The sequence below is a fragment of the Bacillus sp. MUM 13 genome, from assembly GCF_001866725.1.
Taxonomy (GTDB): domain Bacteria; phylum Bacillota; class Bacilli; order Bacillales; family DSM-1321; genus Peribacillus.
Genome location: NZ_MLYQ01000050.1, coordinates 1 through 22,069, shown reverse-complemented (window position 1 = coordinate 22,069; position 22,069 = coordinate 1). Strand labels below are relative to the sequence as shown.

The 22,069-nt window shown below is 41.7% G+C and carries 21 protein-coding genes, 1 pseudogene and 1 other annotated feature; of the genes and pseudogenes, 18 read left to right on the top strand and 4 right to left on the bottom strand.

What is annotated here, in order from left to right; translation table 11 throughout:
- The 6 genes and pseudogenes from BIV59_RS24075 to BIV59_RS24065 form a co-directional block, all read left to right on the top strand.
- Positions 1-1,431, top strand: a 1,431-nt coding sequence (locus tag BIV59_RS24075) for a pre-toxin TG domain-containing protein (protein WP_071352127.1), incomplete at its 5' end; no start/stop codon positions are given.
- A gap of 23 nt (positions 1,432-1,454) precedes the next feature.
- Positions 1,455-1,790, top strand: coding sequence for a hypothetical protein (locus BIV59_RS14180; protein ID WP_071352126.1), 336 nt, complete (start codon positions 1,455-1,457; stop codon positions 1,788-1,790).
- 561 nt (positions 1,791-2,351) lie between these two features.
- Positions 2,352-2,651, top strand: coding sequence for a hypothetical protein (locus BIV59_RS14175; protein WP_071352125.1), 300 nt, complete (start codon positions 2,352-2,354; stop codon positions 2,649-2,651).
- 89 nt (positions 2,652-2,740) lie between these two features.
- Positions 2,741-3,289, top strand: a complete 549-nt coding sequence (locus BIV59_RS14170) for an AHH domain-containing protein (protein WP_071352129.1) — start codon at positions 2,741-2,743, stop codon at positions 3,287-3,289.
- Complete coding sequence (locus tag BIV59_RS23690; protein WP_071352124.1) at positions 3,286-3,774, top strand: cytoplasmic protein; 489 nt, start codon at positions 3,286-3,288, stop codon at positions 3,772-3,774. The genes BIV59_RS14170 and BIV59_RS23690 overlap by 4 nt, the downstream gene beginning before the upstream one ends.
- 37 nt (positions 3,775-3,811) lie before the next feature.
- A pseudogene (locus BIV59_RS24065) lies at positions 3,812-3,964 on the top strand (IS110 family RNA-guided transposase); the annotation flags it as partial.
- A gap of 65 nt (positions 3,965-4,029) precedes the next feature.
- Here BIV59_RS24065 and BIV59_RS14155 read toward each other — a convergent pair.
- Both BIV59_RS14155 and BIV59_RS14150 read right to left on the bottom strand, forming a co-directional pair.
- Positions 4,030-4,308: a hypothetical protein gene (locus BIV59_RS14155; RefSeq protein ID WP_071352122.1), complete on the bottom strand. Its 279-nt coding sequence runs from the start codon at positions 4,306-4,308 to the stop codon at positions 4,030-4,032.
- Positions 4,309-4,457: 149 nt separating this feature from the next.
- Positions 4,458-5,162, bottom strand: coding sequence for a class I SAM-dependent methyltransferase (locus tag BIV59_RS14150; protein ID WP_071352121.1), 705 nt, complete (start codon positions 5,160-5,162; stop codon positions 4,458-4,460).
- A 483-nt stretch (positions 5,163-5,645) separates the two neighbouring features.
- On the opposite strand from BIV59_RS14150, the gene BIV59_RS14145 reads away from it, so the two are divergent.
- Entirely contained in the window at positions 5,646-6,071 is a 426-nt protein-coding gene (locus tag BIV59_RS14145) for a GNAT family N-acetyltransferase (protein WP_071352120.1), read from the top strand.
- 68 nt (positions 6,072-6,139) lie between these two features.
- Here BIV59_RS14145 and BIV59_RS14140 read toward each other — a convergent pair whose 3' ends face one another.
- Both BIV59_RS14140 and BIV59_RS14135 read right to left on the bottom strand, forming a co-directional pair.
- Complete coding sequence (locus BIV59_RS14140; protein ID WP_071352119.1) at positions 6,140-6,667, bottom strand: P-loop NTPase family protein; 528 nt, start codon at positions 6,665-6,667, stop codon at positions 6,140-6,142.
- A gap of 98 nt (positions 6,668-6,765) precedes the next feature.
- Complete coding sequence (locus BIV59_RS14135; protein ID WP_071352118.1) at positions 6,766-7,104, bottom strand: DUF3139 domain-containing protein; 339 nt, start codon at positions 7,102-7,104, stop codon at positions 6,766-6,768.
- Positions 7,105-7,530: 426 nt separating this feature from the next.
- Between BIV59_RS14135 and BIV59_RS14130 the strand changes: the two genes are divergently transcribed.
- From BIV59_RS14130 to clpX, 11 genes are all read left to right on the top strand, one after another.
- A complete protein-coding gene (locus tag BIV59_RS14130; protein WP_240501909.1) occupies positions 7,531-8,280 on the top strand; it encodes a hypothetical protein in 750 nt (249 codons plus the stop codon).
- Positions 8,281-8,688: 408 nt separating this feature from the next.
- Positions 8,689-8,942: a binding site (T-box leader), on the top strand.
- A 116-nt stretch (positions 8,943-9,058) separates the two neighbouring features.
- A complete protein-coding gene (gene ilvB / locus BIV59_RS14125; protein ID WP_481747435.1) occupies positions 9,059-10,774 on the top strand; it encodes an acetolactate synthase large subunit in 1,716 nt (571 codons plus the stop codon).
- Positions 10,771-11,286 carry an acetolactate synthase small subunit gene (ilvN, locus tag BIV59_RS14120; RefSeq protein ID WP_071352115.1) on the top strand — a complete coding sequence of 172 codons (516 nt, stop codon included), beginning with the start codon at positions 10,771-10,773 and terminating at the stop codon, positions 11,284-11,286. The genes ilvB and ilvN overlap by 4 nt, the downstream gene beginning before the upstream one ends.
- A gap of 109 nt (positions 11,287-11,395) precedes the next feature.
- Complete coding sequence (ilvC, locus tag BIV59_RS14115) at positions 11,396-12,421, top strand: ketol-acid reductoisomerase (RefSeq protein ID WP_071352114.1); 1,026 nt, start codon at positions 11,396-11,398, stop codon at positions 12,419-12,421.
- Positions 12,408-13,940, top strand: coding sequence for a 2-isopropylmalate synthase (locus tag BIV59_RS14110; RefSeq protein WP_071352113.1), 1,533 nt, complete (start codon positions 12,408-12,410; stop codon positions 13,938-13,940). The genes ilvC and BIV59_RS14110 overlap by 14 nt, the downstream gene beginning before the upstream one ends.
- A 25-nt stretch (positions 13,941-13,965) precedes the next feature.
- Entirely contained in the window at positions 13,966-15,078 is a 1,113-nt protein-coding gene (gene leuB / locus BIV59_RS14105) for a 3-isopropylmalate dehydrogenase (RefSeq protein WP_071352128.1), read from the top strand.
- 121 nt (positions 15,079-15,199) lie between these two features.
- Positions 15,200-16,621: a 3-isopropylmalate dehydratase large subunit gene (leuC, locus tag BIV59_RS14100; protein WP_071352112.1), complete on the top strand. Its 1,422-nt coding sequence runs from the start codon at positions 15,200-15,202 to the stop codon at positions 16,619-16,621.
- A 23-nt stretch (positions 16,622-16,644) separates the two neighbouring features.
- Complete coding sequence (gene leuD, locus BIV59_RS14095) at positions 16,645-17,244, top strand: 3-isopropylmalate dehydratase small subunit (RefSeq protein ID WP_071352111.1); 600 nt, start codon at positions 16,645-16,647, stop codon at positions 17,242-17,244.
- Between the two features lie 270 nt (positions 17,245-17,514).
- Positions 17,515-18,543 (top strand): tetratricopeptide repeat protein, encoded by a 1,029-nt coding sequence (locus tag BIV59_RS14090; RefSeq protein ID WP_071352110.1) that lies wholly within the window; start codon positions 17,515-17,517, stop codon positions 18,541-18,543.
- A 179-nt stretch (positions 18,544-18,722) separates the two neighbouring features.
- Positions 18,723-20,015: a trigger factor gene (gene tig / locus BIV59_RS14085; protein ID WP_071352109.1), complete on the top strand. Its 1,293-nt coding sequence runs from the start codon at positions 18,723-18,725 to the stop codon at positions 20,013-20,015.
- Positions 20,016-20,605: 590 nt separating this feature from the next.
- A complete protein-coding gene (gene clpX, locus BIV59_RS14075; RefSeq protein WP_071352107.1) occupies positions 20,606-21,874 on the top strand; it encodes an ATP-dependent protease ATP-binding subunit ClpX in 1,269 nt (422 codons plus the stop codon).
- Positions 21,875-22,069 lie beyond the last annotated feature (195 nt).

Here is a 22,069-nt window from a genome sequence, read left to right as displayed (position 1 = left end):
AGTCAAGGCGGCAAGATCTCTCCTCTGTCCTTTGACAGCAAGGCCTATAAAAACAGTGACGTGTATAAGCTGATGGATGATGTGAAAAAAGCGAACAGCGATTATCTGACATTTAAAAAGGACCAGGCTAAAGCAAGGAAACAGGCAAAAGAGCTCAAGGAACAGGAGAATCGCCCATGGTATGAAAAAGCCTGGGACACAGCGAAGACCTTTACCGGTGAAATCACCGGATATTACGATTTTATCAGGGCAACAGAAGGTGTCGATCCTGTTACACATGAGAAGCTTAGCGCGGCGCAGCGTGCTGCGGCCGCGGCCATGGCAGCAGCAGGATTCATCCCTGTAGTAGGCTGGGCAGGCCGTGCAGCAAAGGGCGGAGTGGCCATCTACAGAACGGCCAAAGTCCTAAACGCCGCCGATCATGCCCTTGATGCCTATAAAACCACCAAAGGCTTCGCCGCTCTCCAGAAAACTGAAAAAGGCCTTTATGCACTCGCCGCAGCCAATGGCATGGGAGAGGGCATCACAGGCAGAGACTTCTTAGGAAACAAGCTGACAGAAGAACAAAAGCAGCAAAGCCTGATGCAGGCATTCAGCATACTCGGACTTGGGGCAGCCAGCAAATTCATCGGCGGAAAGCCAGCAAACATCCCATTTAACACCTACAGCAAACAATACGCCCAAGCCACAGCAATAAATGCCCAAAACACCATCCGGGAAATCGGCAAACAAATCGGCAAAATCGATGTCCCAGTGGGCGCAAAAGTACTGAAAATGGCAGGAAACGGTCCTATTCAGCCTAAAGTCTTAGCTGTTGAAACCAAAACCCTTAGTGAAGTGAAACAGGGTCTTGGGGAGAAGATGGCGAAGAAGAAGGTAAACAGGGAGTTAAGTGGTGGAAGTGAGGTTGCGGAAGAAACAAGCAAAGAAGTTAGTGAAGTATACACTGTAAAGGCAGAGGAAGTTATAGCCGAGAGGGTTAAAGATTTTGATTTAAGAAAACATCCAGTTTCATATAAGCAACTTAGTGCTATAAAGATGAAAGAATTAAAATTAAAAATAGAAAATAGAACTATTACAAAAGAGGAATATCAATCTTATAATTGGAATAAAAAATTTGCTAGAAGAAGGGATAAGGGTGTAGTAGAATTCTGGAAACAGGAAAGAATAAGAATTCTAAATGGAGAAACACCGACTAGGAATTGGTCTAATGAACAAATAGAGGATATTTTAAATAAAAAGAGAGCTAAATTTAATGGACAAACGTTACAAGGGCATCACACGTATAGTGCTGCAAAATACCCTCATTTAGCAGATAAAGGAGAAGTTATATATCCTGTAACATATATAGAACATTTTTATGGATGGCATGGAAGGAATTATAAAAATAGTTTGCCTGGAAAACCGATTAAAGAAATAATAGAATTTTAATTATTACGGAAGGAATGATAGATATGGACACAATTAATTTAGTAGTTCTTAATGATTCGAATCCTAATAAATATATTCCCTTTTTAAGAAAAAAAACATCTAAATCTATGAGTGACATAAAACAAAATATCAGTATGGGGAACTCTGTGATTGAATGTGATTATTATGATGAAGAAGAATTAAAATTTTTAGTGACGTCTGCTGAGGAATTGCTTCTAATGGGAGCAAATATCAAAATTTATGAAGATGAAGAAGAGATTACACTTGAAATGGTAAAAAATTTAATTGGGACGATAGAAGGAGTTGCTAAAGATAGGGAAAAAATGGATAATTTAATGTTTGATGATGATAATGAGTAAAAGGAAGAGAGATTAATATAGCATTAACACTATGAATAGAAAACAAAGTATATGTGAAGTGGATAGAAAAAATATATGGTATTTGAAAGTATAGTATTCTATGACGGTTATACCATCATAGAGTACTGTTTGCAATTATAGATTTGAAAATGAAGTACGAGCTTAGGCAAAATGACATTTTATCGGACGATCAATATTAACGTAGGGATTGTATACTAAACAAACGATCTCGTACAAACTAGTAAATTTTAACGTAGTAGTTTTGCTACGACATATAAAATGTCATACTGTTACTACAAAACTTATAAATTTATACTACTTAAAAATAGATGAACTTAAAGCACTTGATTGTCAATTAAAGGCAACAAGTGCTTTTTTGCTTTTATCTTAGAAAATTGCTATTTATTTTAAATAATTTGGTAAGGACACCCGGGGGCGAAGAGCCGCAAAGGGCGGAAGGACCATCTACAAAACGGCCAAAGCACTCACTGCCTCCGATCATGCCTGGGTGCCTATAAAACCACCAAAGACTTTACCGCTCTCCAGAAAACTAAAAAAGGCATGGGAGAGGGCATCACAGGAAGAGACTTCTTAGGAAACAAGCTGACAGAAGAACAAAAGCAGCAAAGCCTGATTCAGGCATTCAGCATGCTCGGACTTGGGGCAGCAAGCAAATTCATCGGCGGAAAGCCCGCAAACATCCCATTCAACACCTACAGCAAACAATACGCCCAAGCCACAGCAAAAAATGCCCAAAACACAATCAGGGAAATCGGCAAACAAATCGGAAAAGTCGATGTCCCAGTTGACGCAAAAGTACTGAAAATGGCAGGGAACGGTCCTATTCAGCCTAAAGTATAGCCGTTGAAACGAAAACCCTCAGTGAAGTGAAGCAAGGTCTTGGGGAGAAGCTTGCGAAGAAGAAGGAACAGAAGCAGGTTAATAAGGAGTTGAGTGGTGGTAGGGAGGGTATAGATAATGCTAATAGACTTATTCCAGGTACTCCTGGAAACCCTACCTCAGGAGACCCAACTAAATTAGGTAAAAACTTACTAGAGTCAATGGGGTTACCTCGCTCTACAAGTTGGAAAGGTTATCAAGCACAACATATAATTCCTTCTCAATTAAATAAACATCCAGTTATAAAAAAAATTGGAATGGAAATGAATGACTCTACAAACGGTATATTTTTACCTATACCTTCTGACGATGTTAGTAGTCTATCTAGACATCGAGGCTTTCATAGCGTTTATAACAATGTTGTAAGAAAACAGCTTGATAAAATGGATGTTAATCAAGATATAGCAGTGTTAGAAAAACAAGTATATGAACTACAACAAAAGCTAAATAAGGGAGTGGAAAATGGATTACCGTTATATAAGACTAAAATAAATAATATCGAGGAATTTTACAAAAGTGGTAAAAATAAAAACCTGCCTGTTTGGAACAGAGGCGGTGGAGCAACCGAGGAGTTATGGGAAAGGTGGTTATCTAAATGAAATTTGGTGAAAACACTCAATTAGTAGAAGAAGTAATGGATTTTATTCGTAATAATAAGTTGTTTAATAAGAATAACTTTCATGTAAATAACTTAGAGGTAATAAATGATTTCAATGAAGCCCAAAACCTTGCCTGGTCTCAGGACTCAAATGAAGTTGATACTGTATGGGAATTTGTTAAATCACAGGAAGCAGAAAGTATTGTTGAAAAGGTATATGATTTGGATTTAGTAACTCAGCAAGATGATTTATATGATTTTTTTAGTGACCATGACAATTACTCGAATGACTTTCTTCCTTTTGATTATATTGATATTAATGAGGAAGTTGAGGGAGACCTCACAATGTGTGCATTAAATCGATTAGTTAATGGGAAAACAGATAATTTTTATGAAAAAATCTTTGAAGTTTATAAGCAAGGAGGTTGGCCTTGTGGATGGAAGGGGACATACCCTATTGGTGAAATTATTGTGTATGTGCCTTAAAATAAATGAATTTCAAACCTTGATTGGCAAAGTGCTTTGGGATGCGGAGTGCGTAGCTAGAGTATTGGTAAACCAATTGGACCAGTTGCCAGACGCTACATCACATGTTTTATATTGGCCGAAACAACAATCGGTCACTAGAAGACATACATTGGTGAAGGCACAAGGTGCATTAAAGAACCAGCTGCACTCCCTTGGATAAGTGGTGATGACGTCAAGGAACTCAATAAAAAGTCCGGAAGCTTTTTGTTATGATTACGAATGTTTAGCCCTTCTGAATTTAAATAAAAAGAAAAGCTGTAATCCAAACCATAGAAGATACAAATACATAACTTTCTCGACTTCCCCGGAAAGTATCCATACTATGTTTGGTATCATTATTAATGAACTTACCATCATTGTTTTCCAGGATTTTTTCTTTATGGCTATGAAGAAAAATATCATAGAACTTAATAATAGTAACCAGGTTATGAACCCTACAAACAAGAACATTAATACTTCTATATTTTCATTGAAAGTATAATTAGCAGACATAAGCCCTCCTTTTCTGCTCTCATGAAAAAGAGTGTCTTTTTCATGAGAGCAGGTTAGTGTATCGTTCCAAACCTTCAGCTATTGAATGGAGGACTGTCTCTAAACGACCGCATTAAAACCATTAGAGATGCTCCTCTGAAATATAGTTATCATTTTTGAAATAAAGCCGTTAATAACCCTTTAACACCAAATAAATGATTGGCAGGATCTAACTCAAGCATATTTCTTATTTCAATTTCATTAAAATCCTTAAAAATTCCCCTTAGTTTTTCTTCCGTATATCCCAGACCGCCTTTTAAACTCATCGATCTATACACATCCCAATCTGAAATTTCTGCTCCTCCATGTTCCCCGCCTATAATAAAGCATGTTAGTGCAAAGAAGCCATCTGGTTTTAATGCTTTGCGTACCAGGTTAATGTAACTCATTCTTCTATGTGGAGCAATATGATGAAAGCACCCTGAATCATATACAATGTCATATTTGCCTTCTGTTATCTCCAATTCAAAGATGTTTTCATTCATAAAATTGACACTTGCGTTTTTTTCTATTGCTCTTTCTCTGGCCCATTGAAGTGACTTTTGAGAAAGATCCACTGCATCAACCTTGCAGCCCATTTCAGCAAAAAAAATGGCATTTCTGCCAGGCCCACAGCCCAATTCAAGTACTTTTCCTGGCCTTAAAATCTTATTTTCAAAATAACTGACTAAATTTTCGTCAGGGCTGTTAACAAAAAAAGGGACCCCTCTGTCTCTTTCGGAATAAAAGTGATCCCAGTTGAACTTTGACTGCTCTTTTAGCAAATGATCTAACATGACTAATATATCATCGTATGTACTAATTGCTTCCTTCAAAAATATCGCCTCTTTCCTTATATTGGTTCGTCATCTAACTATATCGAATTTTGTGGATTTTAATGTTAAAGGAAGATTAAAATACGATTATTTAACTCCTTTATCAGTTCTTAAAGTCTGTCATTAGATGACACCTAAGAGAGCAGATAGCTGTCAAAACACCTTCCATTATATGGTTTAAGGGTAACCTTCATTCGTTATATAAAGTCAAAAATAACGTGCTTTATATGTGTTTAAAAAGGTATGTGAAAATCGTGTGCTCTATGTGATATTACAAATATTACGGCAGTGTTACAAAAAAGTGCGTGTAAAGTACAACCCCTGTAAGGTCAATCTCACTATATATCGCTGCTGTAAAAACGAGTTATAAAAGTCTTTTTTTGGCATATACATGTGCACCTTCTTTCAGCTGCTTTACTAATCTTATGGGAAACAATCTGGTAAAATATGAAAGTGAAATTAAGGTTTTTTAAGGGGGAAAACATGAACATTACTCAGCAATGGATTCAAGAAGATAGTGACTATATTCGTAAAAAAGTAATAGAACATAATCTATCTAAACTTCCAGATGATATAAAACACCCAGTCAAGAATATTAGCTTTATTCTCAGGGGAGAAGAAGAGGAAATCTTAGGGGGGATTACAGGGACAATTTTTTGGTATAACTTACACATTCAGTCTTTATGGGTTGATGAATCACTTAGGGGTAAAGGATATGGAAAAGAATTATTAACCCGTATAGAAAAAATCGCTAGAGATAATAATTGCAAACTAATACAGCTGGATACATTTAGCTTCCAAGCCCCCAAATTCTATCAAAAAAATGGTTATGATGTTGTTGGTATAATTGATGAATTCCCTGATAAAGAAAATCAGCAGTACTACCTATTAAAGAGATTGATATATTAGGTACTTCCACAATTAACGTTTGAGATTTCAAAAAGGATGAAGAATAAACATTATCCTACGAGAAATCTTTAACTCTTTAAGATAAGGAAGTTTTTTAAAGATTTTTTATGATTTATTATTATAAACTTATCATTGTACTGTCCATATTTATTGAAAAAATCAGGTTTGCCCACTTGTTCAAAATGCCTATTCCATTTAAACATTTTAAGGAATATTTTAAATGTGGGAGTATAATTTGACTTCTCAATTCCTAACTTTTGAAACACAAATCTTTTGATAATCCTATAGATTCTGGCTGAATTCTTCGTATCCAGGAAAATAATTAATTGGGCATTTTGAAAACTGGGAGATACCCAATCCTCATTATGCACACCTTCAATGATCCATGATTCAGTATGAACAATAGAGGTCAAATATGTATCTCTTTCTGTTTCGGTTCTCCTAATATCGCCTGTTTTATATCTTTTCCAGACAACGTTATCCAGCTCATAGTATGGAATGTTCAGCAATAAAGACAGCTCTCTTGCCAAAGTTGTTTTGCCGCTTCCGACAGAGCCTATAATATGTATTTTTTTGGGAGTATTTTTTCTCTGCATAAGATTAGCTGCCTCTCGTAGTTTCTCTTGCTTGTGATTTATTCTATCACTCTTTTGTTCATCGGGAATTAACACATATGCTTAACGTAGCCTTCCCTTTAAAAAGAATTCTTGCCGTCGAAAACAACAGCTTTTTTCTTAACATCTTCCCATCCGTAATAGTATATATTTTGTGGATCTCTTTTAAATCTTACGACAGCTTCGTAAGGTGTAACTCCACCCGTAAAATAGTCATATACAATATTAACTTTAACAATATCATCCTTGGTGTAACCCTTTTTGGATAGTTCAAAAACAGTAGCTGTCAATAGTTCTTCTCTTTTTTCTAAGCTGCCTGTAACCACTATCTTTTGATAAGTTAAGATTCCGACTAAAACTAAAGAAAAGACCAGTAAAATTGAAAAAAGGAACGCAATTTTACTATTTATATTTTTCATCAAAGATTCCTCCTTGGACTAGTTCTGATATTTCGATATTATTTGACTATTTTACCATGGAGAGTATTTAGTTTATACAAAAAATGCAAACGTGTTGTTGTTTAAACGAAATGACTTCATAAGTTCATTAGTCCCCGTCGATATTTAGCTGATACAGCCATTCAAACGGAAAATTGGAAAGCATCAATCCTTGGCCGGGAATCTAACTTTCGTATACGATGAAGGTGGTTCTGCTGCTGTGAATATCATTTAGAAATCACAAAAGGGATTTATCTTATTCCGCTTTAAAATGAGCGTATTTGTCTATATTAGGACTAAGGAAGCAGCTTCGAAACCAAGATGGAAAGGAGGAGGACGGCCATTCATTTTTTATGGGAACTCTTGATGATTAGTGTGCGGGAAATGCTGTATTTGTTAGGGGGGTTATTGGCTGTCGGATTTGTGCTCGCTTTCCTTGAGAGGCTGTCCAATACGTTTTTATATCGGGCGTTCGGCCCTAGGGGCATTCTTTTTACAGCATGGCTCGGAACACCGATTCACGAGCTTGGCCATGCTTTGATGTGTGTTCTTTTTTTGCACAGAATCAGAGAGATTAAGTTTTTTCAATGGAACAGTCCTGATGGTGTTTTGGGATATGTGAGCCATGAATACAATCGGGGAAGCGTGTATCAAAGTGCGGGCAACTTTTTTATTGGGATAGCTCCAGTACTTATGGGGATTGCATCCCTGATCCTCGGCATGCATGTGCTGCTGCCTCATTCTTATCATGCGTTTATATCAGGTGCCGAGACAGGGATGCGGGGCTATTCTAGTGCTGAAGACATGGTTAAAAATACCTTTGAATCAATGATGGTCCTGCTGAAACAAATCTTTACCGTGGGAAATTTGCTTAGGCCGTCATTCTGGCTGTTTTTGTATTTATCAATGTGCATATCTTCACATATCGCATTGAGCACGGAAGATATGAAGGGTGCATGGAGGGGGCTTGTGGTATTGTTTGGTCTGCTTGTTTTGTTTAATGCTGCAAGCGCCATTTTTAACTATAATACACTCCCTGCTGTGATGAGTATTGCAAAATATAATGCCTATCTGCTTTCCTTCTCAAGTGCCGCTATTCTCTTTTCTATCCTTACAGTGTTAATCAGCTATGCCGTATATAAAGTTAAAACTGGTTAAGAGCGGAAGAGCCATAAATCGGGAAGTTTCCGCTCTCTGTGCACATTATGTCAACTTGTTTGCAGAATATGTCTGCACGGCAAGCGGGAGTTTGCAGCCGCTTTCCATGAAAAATTTATAAAAAAATTTAAATGGCTGAAAATCTTAATGGACTGCCATTGTAAGCGGATACAAATTATCTAATCAATTTGAATAGTCAAAAAATTCTTGAAAATGTATTGACTGGCGAAAAAAATGGGCGTATTATAATCCACAAATAACAAGGACAAAAACACAGCAGATAAAAGTAAAAAGATGCAAATGCCTGGCATTTGGCGGCATGGTATTTTTTAATTGCTTTAATGGTTTAAAGCTTTTTGCCATTAAGTAAAATCTGTTTATTAAAGTTTTTGTCTACAAATTTCATAACCAATAGCGTTGAAAAGGAAAAGTAGTCATTGGCAAAGCATTTTACAGAGAGCCGGGTAGCTGGAAGCCGGCAATGCTCCAATGCATGAACTCACCTTTGAGCTTCAGCTTGAACGGCGACCAGTAGAGCTGGACGGGTGCATACCAGTACCCGTTACCAAAACAGAGCAGTGAAGCCTGCTCAAAGTGCGCATGATTGTAGTGCGAAAAAGGGTGGTACCGTGGAATGGACATATAGCCTTTTCACCCCTTTATTCTTGCAGAGCAAGTCTATTGTGGTGAAGAGGCTTTTCTGCGCGCGGAAATATTTACTGAATTTTCTGTAATATAATTTCAGAGATTAAAGAAGTGGAGGGAATCATAGAAAATGATGGAAAAAGCAGTGGTGGCTGAAAAGAAAGATGTACCGGTGAAAAAAAGCGGGGCCGAATTAATGATTGACGCATTGAAAAAGGAGAATGTGGAAGTTATTTTCGGCTATCCGGGCGGAGCTGTTCTGCCGATCTATGACAAACTCTATGATTCAGGACTTTTCCACATTTTAACCCGCCATGAGCAGGGGTCCATTCATGCAGCTGAGGGTTATGCACGTATTACAGGGAAACCTGGGGTGGTTATTGCAACCTCTGGGCCTGGGGCTACTAATATTGTTACGGGGCTTGCTGATGCCATGATTGACTCTTTGCCGATTGTTGCATTTACGGGACAGGTTGCAACGACGGTTATTGGTTCTGATGCTTTTCAAGAGGCGGATGTGCTTGGCATCACTACACCGATCACCAAGCATAACTACCAGGTGCGGAATCCTGCTGACCTTCCAAGAATCATCAAAGAGGCTTTTCACATTGCTCAAACAGGCCGGCCTGGACCGGTGCTGATTGATATCCCGAAGGATGTCGCGGCATTTGCCGCTGAAGCACCTGAAGATCAGGAAATGGATTTACCCGGCTATCAGCCTTCAGTTAAACCGAATTTCCTTCAAATCAGAAAGCTTGTTGAAGCAGTAAGCGGCGCGAAGAAGCCATTGATCCTGGCGGGAGCCGGCATTCTTCACAGTAAGGCAACATGCGAGCTGAAGGAGTATGCCGAGCAGCAGGGAATTCCGGTGGTTCACACACTGCTTGGCCTCGGAGGATTTCCAGCCAATCATGAGCTCTTTATCGGGATGGGCGGCATGCACGGGATATATGCCGCAAATATGGCCTTATCCACGTGTGATCTGCTCATTAATATCGGGGCAAGATTCGATGACCGCCTGACCGGGAACCTGGCAGCTTTTGCTCCGCATGCCGAGGTGGCCCATATTGATATCGATCCAGCGGAAATCGGAAAAAATGTCCCTACCAAGATCCCTGTAGTGGCAGATGCAAAAAACGCTCTGACAGAGCTGATCCAGCAAAATGGCAGGAAACCGGAAGCCGCAGAGTGGCTGCAGCAGCTGCATAGCTGGAAAAAGGAATTTCCATTCACATATAAAAATGATACAGGCAATTTAAAGCCTCAAAAAGCGATCCAGCTTATTCATGAAAAAACAGAAGGCGAAGCCATAGTAGTGACGGATGTAGGTCAGCATCAGATGTGGGCTGCACAGTACTATCCTTTCAATAAGCCTCATGCCTGGGTCACTTCCGGCGGGCTTGGGACGATGGGATTTGGACTCCCGGCAGCGATTGGGGCCCAAATTGCTGAACCGGAAAGCATTGTCGTTTCCATTTCAGGTGATGGCGGTTTTCAAATGACGTCCCAAGAACTATCACTCATTGCGGAGATGAATTTGCCGGTCAAAATCATTGTGCTGAATAACCGTTCCCTAGGCATGGTGCGCCAATGGCAGGAAATCTTTTATGAAGGAAGATATTCGCACAGCAAATTTCCGACACAGCCCGATTTCGTGAAGCTGGCAGATGCATACGGCATTCAGGGATACAGGGCATGTACGGAGGAAGAAGCAGCCGATTGCCTCAGCAAGGCGCTTGCTGCAAATGGACCGGTGCTGATCGACATGCAGGTGGAGCAGGATGAAAATGTATATCCAATGGTTGCGCCAGGCAAAGGGCTTGATCAAATGGAGGGTGTAGAAGGATGAAGGGAATTTTAATACTGACTGTCAATAATAGACCTGGAGTACTGAATAGGGTTACGAATTTATTTTCCAAACGAAATTATAACATCGAAAGCATTACAGTCGGCGCATCCGAGCAGGAAGGAGTTTCAAGGATTACCGTCGTCGTGCATGTAGAGGATGAAACGGTGATTGAACAAATGACCAAACAGCTGAATAAGCAAATCGATATCTTGAAGGTAATAGACATAAGCTCACAGGCCATTGTCGCAAGGGAGCTGGCATTGATTAAAGTAGGCGTGAATCCTGCAACGCGTTCCGAAATTTTTTCAGTTATTGATCCTTTCAGGGGTTCAGTGATTGATGTGGGCAGGGACAGCCTCACGATCCAGATTACAGGTGAATCCTCCAAAGTTGAGGCATTTATCGAGCTGCTCAAGCCTTTTGGAATAAAAGAGCTAGCCAGAACAGGCACCACAGCCTTTCCAAGGGGCATGCAAAAAAGCAGTGAAAGCAAGAGCCTGAATATTGTTTAATATGCTGTTTTAAAAAATGGTCTTAAAATGCTCATTGTTAATTTTGGACAAAAAACAGCGTGCAAAATTAACAGGGCAAATAATCATATAAAAAGGGAGATGCTTAGAAATGGCAAAGGTTTATTACAATGGAGATGGAAATGAGTCATATTTAGCAAATAAAAGGGTTGCAGTAATCGGATATGGATCTCAAGGGCATGCACATGCACAGAACCTCAGAGACAGTGGTGCAGAGGTTGTAATCGGCCTAAGAAGAGGGAAGTCCTGGGATAAGGCAGAAAATGACGGTTTTCCGGTTTACTCAGTTGGTGAAGCCAGCAGCAGGGCAGATGTAATCATGATTTTGCTGCCTGATGAGCAGCAGCCGAAAGTGTACAGTGAAGAAATTCAGCCTGTATTGAGAGCAGGCCAGGCGCTGATGTTCGCACATGGCTTTAATATTCATTTCAATCAAATCGTGCCTCCTGCAGATGCGGATGTTTTATTGGTTGCGCCGAAGGGACCGGGGCATCTCGTCCGCCGCACATTTGAACAAGAAGCAGGCGTACCTGCATTATTTGCCATCCACCAGGATGTGAGCGGCGAAGCGAAGGAGCTGGCTCTTGCGTACGCCAAAGGAATCGGTGCTTTAAGGGCAGGAGTACTTGAAACGACTTTCCAAGAGGAAACAGAAACCGATTTGTTCGGTGAGCAGGCAGTATTGTGCGGAGGATTGACATCTCTTGTAAAAGCAGGATTCGAAACCCTGACAGAAGCTGGATATCAGCCGGAAGTCGCCTATTTCGAATGTTTGCATGAGCTGAAATTAATTGTGGATTTGATGTATGAAGGCGGCCTTGAAAACATGCGCTATTCCATTTCCGACACTGCACAGTGGGGGGATTTTGTTTCCGGTCCGAGAATTGTGGATGAAAGGGTCAAAGGGGAAATGAAAAAGGTTCTAAAGGATATTCAGGAAGGGGAATTTGCCAAAGGCTGGATTCTTGAGAACCAGGCAAACAGGCCGGTCTTCAATGCCGTTAACAGAAGGGAAAATGAGCATCAAATTGAAACAGTCGGGCGGGAATTAAGAAAAATGATGCCTTTTGTCAAACAGCAACAAAAGAAAGAAGTGGCTGCCTTTGCGAAAAATTAATATATTCGACACGACCCTTAGAGACGGTGAGCAATCGGCAGGCGTAAACTTGAATTTTTCCGAGAAGATTGAAATCGCACGCCAGCTTGAAAAGCTTGGTGCAGATATTATCGAAGCAGGATTCCCGGCGGCCTCACAAGGAGATTTCCGGTCTGTAAAGGAAATTGCCTCTCTCATTAGAGACAGCTCTGTGACAGGACTTGCGCGGTCAGTCCAGAGGGACATCGATGCGGCATGGGAGGCGCTGAAAGCTGGAGCTGAACCAAGGCTGCATGTTTTTATCGCCACATCGCCGATCCACAGGCAGTATAAGTTAAAAATGACAAAAGAAGAAATTATTGAAAATGCCGTACAAACAGTGAAGTACGGGGCAGAACGGTTCCCTGTTGTACAGTGGTCTGCGGAGGATGCGAGCCGGACTGAGCTTGATTATCTGGCTGAGATTGTTGAAAAGGTGATCCGGGCAGGGGCGAAGGTCATTAATATTCCAGACACGGTAGGGTACACCACCCCATTAGAATATGCTGAAATATTCCGCTATCTGAAAAAGCATGTTCCTTCTATTGATAAGGTCCATTTGTCAGCTCACTGCCATGATGATCTCGGGATGGCCATTGCCAACTCGCTTGCGGCTATTGAAGCAGGAGCATCGCAGATTGAGGGAACGATTAATGGAATCGGGGAAAGAGCCGGAAATGCGGCGCTTGAAGAGCTTAGCGTGGCACTTCATACAAGAGCTGATCATTATCAGGCATATACCGGCCTTGCACTCGGAGAGATTAAGAGAACAAGTGATTTGGTAAGCAAATTAACCGGTATGCCAATACCACCCAATAAAGCAGTGGTTGGCCGCAATGCGTTTGCCCATGAATCTGGCATCCATCAGGACGGCGTACTAAAAGAAAAAACAACCTATGAAATTATATCTCCGGAGCTTGTCGGTATTTCAGACAATTCTCTCGTTCTCGGAAAACACTCAGGACGGCATGCCTTTAAAAGCAGACTGGATGAGCTGGGACTGTCAGTAGAAGGTGAAGAACTGAATCGTTTATTCGTCCAATTTAAAGAGCTGGCTGATAAGAAAAAAGAGATTGCTGATGAAGATCTGGCAGCTCTTGTGCTTGATGAAAAACTATCAAAGGAGAATTCATTTTATCAGCTGAATTCCCTTCAAATCACGTATGGAACCAATCAGGTTCCGACAGCCACTGTAGCTTTGAGAAATGGGAATCATGAAGTGATCCAGGAAGCCGCTACAGGTGCAGGAAGTGTTGAGGCGCTATACAACACGCTGGAAAGATGCATGGATACTGAAATCAATTTACTGGACTACCGGATTCAATCGGTTGGCGCAGGAAGGGATGCCCTTGCACAGGTGTATGTGAAAATCCGCTATCAAGACCATGAAACGAGCGGGCGCGGCCTGCATCAGGATGTTCTGGAAGCATCGGCAAAAGCCTATCTGAATGCCGTCAATCGGGTGATTTACCTCGGTGAGAAAGAAAAAATCGCACAATGATGCAGGACTGAAAGGGGAGATTTCGATGATAAGGAAGATTGCAGTTTTGCCTGGAGATGGAATTGGAGCGGAAGTAGCACAAGGTGCAGTGGAAATTCTGCAGGCCGCGGCACAAAGGTTTGGACATCATTTTCACTTTCAATACGGCGAGATTGGCGGAGCTGCCATCGACAATACCGGAAATCCTCTCCCTGAGGAAACAGTGGAGCTTTGCAGAAGCAGTGATGCTGTTCTATTAGGAGCTGTCGGGGGGCCAAAGTGGGATGAGCAGCCTCCCCATCTCCGCCCGGAACGGGGCCTTCTGAAAATCCGCAATGATTTGCAGCTTTATGCAAACTTAAGGCCGGTCAGTCTCCATTCCAGTTTATCGGAATCTTCACCATTAAAAAAAGAGGTTATAGAAGGAACAGATTTATTGATAGTAAGGGAGCTGACCGGCGGGCTTTATTTTGGCAAACCGAGTGAGCGGACGACATATGAAGGTAAAGAAGCAGTTGTAGATACATTATTTTATAAAAAAGAAGAGATTGAGAGAATCATTGAGCTTTCCTTCGAGATTGCCGGAAAAAGAAATAAAAAGGTCACTTCCGTAGATAAAGCCAATGTGCTTGAGTCAAGCAGAGTCTGGAGGGAAACGGCAGAGGAGGTTGCAAAAAGATATCCTGATATTGAACTTACACATATGCTTGTCGATAATGCGGCCATGCAGCTCATCAAGAATCCGAAGCAATTCGATGTGGTGGTCACGGAAAATATGTTTGGGGATATTTTAAGCGATGAGGCCTCTGTTCTGACTGGTTCGCTCGGCATGCTTCCATCTGCATCCATTTCAGCAAGCGGTCCGCATCTATATGAACCTATCCATGGATCTGCACCCGACATAGCAGGAAAAAACACAGCAAATCCGCTTGGCATGATCCTGTCTGCAGCCTCCATGCTCCGCTTGTCATTCGGGCTTGAGGAAGAAGCACTGGCGATTGAAAAGGCCGTCAGCGATGTGCTCGAAAATGGCAGCAGGACAGCAGATCTCGCCCATCGGGGAAAGGAAACCCTTGGAACACGGGAAATGATTGCTGAAATTAAAACATCCCTGCTTGACCAGGAGGCCATTGCAAATATTATGGGCGCGTACGCCTAACTGCAGGTAAGTAATTGCGAGTTTCTGGAACCACCGAAAACGGAACACGGCCAAATATGTGCAGGCCGTGTTTTTTTATAGCCGCATGTTACAGGCTGCTAAAAAGAATGGAGGAATAGAGATGGGAAAGTCGGTCATTGAAAAAGTCTGGGAGCGCCATGTGGTTCATGAAGAAGAGGGCAAACCGGATTTATTGTATATAGATTTGCATTATATACATGAAGTTACTTCTCCCCAGGCTTTTGAAGGGTTAAGAATGAAGGGCAGGAGCGTGAGGAGGCCGGATAAAACCTTTGCCACGATGGACCACAATGTGCCGACAGTTGCAAGGCACTCCATAACAGATGAAATAGCCGGAAAGCAGCTGGCAGCGCTCGACAGCAATTGCAGGGAGTTTTCCATTAGGCTTGAGGATTTGGATTCCCCGGATCAGGGCATTGTCCATGTCATTGGGCCTGAGCTTGGATTGACACAGCCAGGAATGACCATCGTTTGCGGCGACAGCCACACCTCTACACATGGAGCCTTTGGTGCGATTGCCTTTGGAATCGGTACAAGTGAGGTGGAGCATGTCCTTGCCACGCAGACCCTTTGGCAGACAAAGCCTAAAACAATGAAAATCGAGATAAACGGAAAATTAGGAAAAGGTGTAACGGCAAAGGATGTTATTTTGCATATTATCTCATCAAATGGAGTCCATTTTGGAACAGGCCATATTATCGAATATTGCGGAGAAGTGATCCGGAGCATGTCTATGGAAGAAAGAATGACGGTATGCAATATGACCATTGAAGGAGGAGCGAGGGCAGGGCTTGTCAGTCCTGATGAGACTACTTTTTCCTATTTGCGGGGAAGGAAATATGTGCCTTCTGGCGCTGAATTTCAAAAATGTGAAGATGAATGGAGAAAGCTTGGCAGTGATGAGGATGCAAAGTATGACAGCGAGCTGATCATTGATGGCTCCCAGATTGCTCCGATGGTGAGCTGGGGGACGAACCCGGGAATGGCGAGCCCTGTGGATGGAAGAATCCCTGCAGGTGAAACCCGGGGCATCAGTGCCAAAGCTCTTCAGGGCGCCTTGGCATATATGGATCTTAAAGAAGGGATGAAAATCACCGACATTCCTGTGCAGCATGTTTTTATCGGATCATGCACAAACTCGAGGATCGAGGATCTGAGAAGCGCAGCTGAAGCAGCAGCCGGTAAAAAGGTGCATGAAGGAGTGCGGGCAATGGTGGTTCCAGGGTCTCAAGCTGTGAAAAAACAAGCGGAAGAAGAGGGCCTGGATATCATCTTTAAGGAGGCGGGATTTGAATGGAGAGAATCCGGGTGCAGCATGTGTTTGAGCATGAATCCTGATGTGGTCCCTCCTGGGGAGCATTGTGCGTCAACCTCCAACCGGAATTTTGAAGGCAGGCAGGGAGCAGGAGCAAGAACCCATCTCGTCAGCCCTGTAATGGCGGCCAATGCCGCTCTTCATGGAAGGTTTGTGGATATACGGAATCAGGACCGTTCATTAGCGGAAAGTGAAAATACTTTTTAAAAACAAGGCTGGAGGTGCAGAAGATGAACCCGATTACAACTTATAAAGGAAAAGCTGCCGTGCTGGACAGGGAAAACGTGGATACAGATCAAATCATTCCAAAGCAATTTTTAAAAAGAATTGAACGTACAGGCTTCGGGGAATTCCTTTTTTATAATTGGCGCTTTGATGAAAAAGGCAGAGTGAAGGATGACTTTGAGTTAAATCATCCTGCCTTCAAAGGAGCCAGCATCCTGCTTGCAGGGGATAATTTTGGCTGCGGCTCCTCAAGGGAACATGCTCCGTGGTCTCTTAAGGATTATGGATTCGATATTGTGATTGCCCCGTCCTTTGCGGACATCTTTTACGGAAACTGCCTGAAAAATGGCTTGCTTCCCATTCAGCTCGATAAGCAGGATGTGGAGGAATTAATGAGGAAAGGAAATCAGGGAGAGTTTGAAATTACTGTCGATCTTCCTAAGCAAGAGGTAAGTGACGGCTCGGGATTTCATGCTTCATTTGATATACATCCATACTGGAAAGAAATGCTGGTAAACGGCTGGGATGAAATATCCATTACTCTTCAATATGAAGGTAAAATCAGTGATTTTGAAAACAAAAAAAGTGCGGTTTCTTCTATATAATATAGTGTCTGCACATACAGAACCAAAATCCTCTTATATCGCTGAGTCTGCTGCTAATCGATTTTTTATAACTCTGGTACACTCAACTGAAAAAGCCGTGCATATTCCGTGTTTTTGGAATAGACACGGATTTTTTTATGTTCACCATTCTTTTTTGTTAATGGCACACCACTGTTTGGAGCGAGCATCCTGAAGCGGACGTCTTTGTATTTCCAGACATTTCATGCTACACTGATTTTCATTAAGCTAAATGACAGGGCGGAGTTACAAATGAGCGGAGATAAAAAAACAGCATCAGAAAAAAAAGTCATCCCATTTCCTAATCTGGAGGAACGTCTTGTCCAAAAAGGGCTTGATTTGCTTTCATCCAGGGATTTTAAGGAGGCTGCAAATCTATTTAGTCAGGCGAGGGAAATGAATGGCGAAAATCCTGAATCAGCCGTAGGCCTTGTGGTATCATTTGTGGAGCTTGGATATTACAGTGAAGCAAGGGATCTGTGCAATGATTTGCTTCGCAAAGGCATTGGGGATTACTTTCAAGTGGTTAACATTTATCTAATGGTTCTGCTGCAGCTGAACGAGCATCGTGAAATGATCACAACCATTGAAGCCTTGCTCGATGACGATCAGGTGCCGGCTGATAAAATCGATCATTTCGAGAAAATGCTTGGATTTTCAAAAAGAGTGCTTGAAGAAAAGCAGGAACAGGCTGATTTAAAGCAGGAGCGTTTTGAAGTGGAAATGAAGGAGAAAGAGCTTTTCAAGGATAAAACAGAGAGCGAAATCCTTCTAGGCATCTCAAAGCTCGCTGATATGAATGCGAGGCCATTTATCATGCAAATCAAGGATTATCTGGCCTCGGATGAAGGCCACCCTTTCTTGAAAACACTGCTGATAAACATTCTTTTGGACCAGGAGTACGACAGGGAAATTGAGATTGTGAAGTTTTCCAAAAGGAGAAAACTTGTGCCTGCAGAACTGCCCCCATTAAAAACAGGAGAATTTTTTACAGCGGTGTCCGGCATGATTGAAGATGTGCTGGGGCAGGAAAATCCGACACAGGCTGAAATGATTCTGAGCCTTTTTGAAAGGCATCATTTCCTGATTTACCCTTTTGAGCCTGAAAAACAAGACTATCCGGCATGGGCAGCGGCCTATCACGTGCTCGGGGATGAATACCAAAGCGGTGAGTGTACGGCAGAAGAAGCGGCCGGGAAATACGGAGCAGACGCTGATTCTGTCATGAAAATAGTTCAGGATTTAAAGGAGTTTGAAGAAATTTCTTATCCTATTATTTAAGCTATTGCTGTTGAAACAAAAGGAACCTGTGTTATAATGTAGTGGTTGTAATATGCATTCACCAAACACGGCAAATTCCCGATATCTTGGGGAATGGCCGCAGGATGACTTGTGGGAATACAAAGCAGATTCATCCATTGCTTATTCATGAATTATATAGATTTTTTGGAGGGAAACACATGTCTGTAAAATGGGAAAAGCAAGAAGGCAACCAAGGAGTTTTAACGGTTGAAGTAGAAGCAGCAAAAGTTACTGAAGGTTTGGACGCTGCTTTCAAAAAAGTTGTAAAGCAAATTAACGTTCCTGGTTTCCGTAAAGGTAAAATGCCTCGCCAGATGTTCGAAAGAAGATTCGGTGTGGAATCATTATTTGATGATGCACTTGATTTCATTCTTCCTGATGCTTATGCAAGCGCAGTTGAAGAAGCTGGAATCTACCCTGTAGACCGTCCTCAAATTGACGTTGAACAAATGGCAAAAGGACAAGACCTTATTTTCAAAGCTACAGTTACTGTAAGACCAGAAGTGAAGCTTGGAGAATACAAAGGCATCGAAGTAGATGCATTCAATTCTGAAGTAACAGACGCTGACGTAGAGGAAGCAATCAAATCACTTCAAGAGCGCCAAGCTGAGCTTGTTGTTAAAGAAGCAGGACAGCCTGCTGAAAACGGCGACACTGTCGTTCTTGATTTCGAAGGTTTCGTTGATGGAGAAGCATTCGAAGGCGGAGCATCTGATAACTATTCACTAGAGCTTGGATCTAACTCTTTCATCCCTGGCTTCGAAGAACAGATTGTCGGACTTGAAACAGGCGCTGAAAAAGATATCGAAGTATCTTTCCCTGAAGAATACCATGCAGCTGAGCTTGCTGGAAAGCCTGCAGTATTCAAAGTGAAAATTCACGAAATCAAAACAAAACAGCTTCCTGAATTAGATGACGAGTTTGCTAAAGATGTTGACGAAGAAGTTGAAACTTTAGCTGAACTTCAAGAAAAAACAAAGAAAAACCTTGAGCATGACAAAATGCATGAAAAAGAAAACTTTGTCCGTGACGCAGTTGTCGAAAAAGCTGCAGCTGCTGCAGAAATCGACATTCCTGAAGTTATGGTAGAAAACGAAGTACAGCGTATGCTTGGTGACTTCGAACAGCGCCTTCAGTCTCAAGGAATGAACATGGAGCTTTACTTCCAGTTCTCTGGACAGGACGAAGAAGCTCTTAAAGCTCAAATGAAAGACGAAGCATCAAATCAAGTGCGCGTAAGCCTTACTCTTGAAGCGATCGCTGAAGCTGAAAACCTTGAAGCAACAGACGAAGATGTGGATGCAGAAATCAGCAAAATGGCTGAAATGTATAACATGAATGCTGAAGACATCAAAAAAGCTCTTGGCAGCTTAGACGGTGTTAAGTCTGATCTTAAAATCAAAAAAGCAGTCGACTTCCTTGTTGAAAACAGCAAAACAGTTGAAGCTTAATTCAATAACATAATTTCAGAGGCATTCCGGAAGCAAATTTTGCTTTTAGAGTGCTGATGATTCGACAGGGCGCGAGCAATCGTGCCTTGTTTTATACATATTGGACATTTTCCCTTGTTAAACGCGAATAATGGGGAATAATAATTAGGATGATATCTGCTGTAACTGATTGATTTTTTTTTGATTTCAGTGTAGATTAATTCTAATACCGCATATACATATATATACAGACCCTGACTTTTTACATTCAAAAGGTTTGGGAATGCTGGTATCGGGCAAAATACATATTATGAGTTTTAATTGTTGTTTATTGGACAACTTGCATGGCTAAGCATTTTAATTACAAAACTTCACGGAACATGGTAAAATGCAATTCATATAAGAAATGGAAAGCATCTTGCAGGCAAGCCGCAAAGTCCCGAGGCGTGCGCATAGTTTTTTTGAAGTTTCTGAAGCCGCAGGAAGTACATATGCTTTTTTTATTATTTCTTGTATGCCAGATCGAAATGCTTTTTGCTGATGGAGAATGGTTCAATACCGGATTCTTCACTGAGTATAGATTGGAAGAGTATATAAAGGGGTGAGAGTTCATGTTCAAATTTAATGATGAAAAAGGACAGCTTAAGTGTTCTTTTTGCGGTAAAACCCAAGAACAGGTCCGTAAACTGGTAGCAGGTCCAGGTGTATATATTTGTGACGAGTGCATCGAGCTTTGCACGGAGATCGTGGAAGAAGAGCTTGGCACAGAAGAAGAAGTGGAATTTAAGGATGTCCCTAAACCGCAGGAAATCCGTGAAATTCTGGACGAGTATGTCATCGGTCAGGAGCAGGCGAAAAAGTCACTGGCTGTTGCCGTTTATAATCATTATAAGCGCATCAATTCCAACAGCAAGGTAGATGATGTTGAGCTTGCGAAGAGTAACATTGCTCTTATCGGGCCGACAGGAAGCGGTAAAACATTGCTTGCGCAAACATTAGCGCGTCTATTGAATGTTCCTTTTGCAATTGCAGATGCCACTTCATTGACTGAAGCCGGATATGTGGGCGAAGATGTAGAAAACATTCTGCTTAAGCTGATCCAGGCTGCAGATTATGATGTGGAAAAAGCAGAAAAGGGAATCATTTATATCGATGAAATCGATAAAGTGGCCCGTAAGTCTGAGAACCCTTCCATTACACGTGACGTATCAGGTGAAGGTGTACAGCAGGCATTGCTGAAAATTCTTGAAGGCACGGTTGCAAGTGTACCGCCACAAGGAGGGCGCAAGCATCCTCATCAGGAATTCATCCAGATCGACACAACGAATATCCTGTTCATCTGCGGCGGCGCATTCGATGGTATCGAACCGATCATTAAACGCCGTTTGGGTCAAAAGGTTATCGGCTTCGGCTCTGATGTCAAGAAAGACGATGTACTTGAAAAGGAATTGCTGTCAAAAGTTCTTCCTGAAGACTTGCTTCGCTTTGGACTGATTCCTGAGTTCATCGGCCGTCTGCCAGTCATCGCTACACTTGAGCAATTGGATGAATCAGCATTAATTGAAATCCTTACTAAGCCTAAAAATGCGCTTGTTAAGCAATATCAAAAAATGCTGGAGCTTGATAATGTTGAGCTTGAGTTCGAAAGAGAAGCTCTTGTTGAAATCTCCAAAAAAGCCATTGAGCGCAAAACCGGCGCGCGCGGTCTTCGTTCAATCATTGAAGGAATCATGCTTGACATGATGTTTGACCTCCCTTCACGAGATGATATCGATAAGTGTATCATCACGGCTGATACCATCACAGATAATGAGCCTCCGAAGCTTGTTCTCAAAGATGGTACAACAATTAAAGGCCAAGAAAAGAAAACTTCTGCTTAATGAATAGTACGAAAGAGCTGCCGGCATGCCGGCAGCTCTTTTTTGGCTTTCTTTTATCATTGTAAACATGTGAGGACGATAAAGTGGATGTTTCTTTCATTAAAGTTGTTTTCTAAACTTTGCTGGTATTCAACAAGTGGTTGATTTCCGCTTCAGGATGCTCGCTTTCCACGCAAGCGGTGAGCCTCCTCAGCT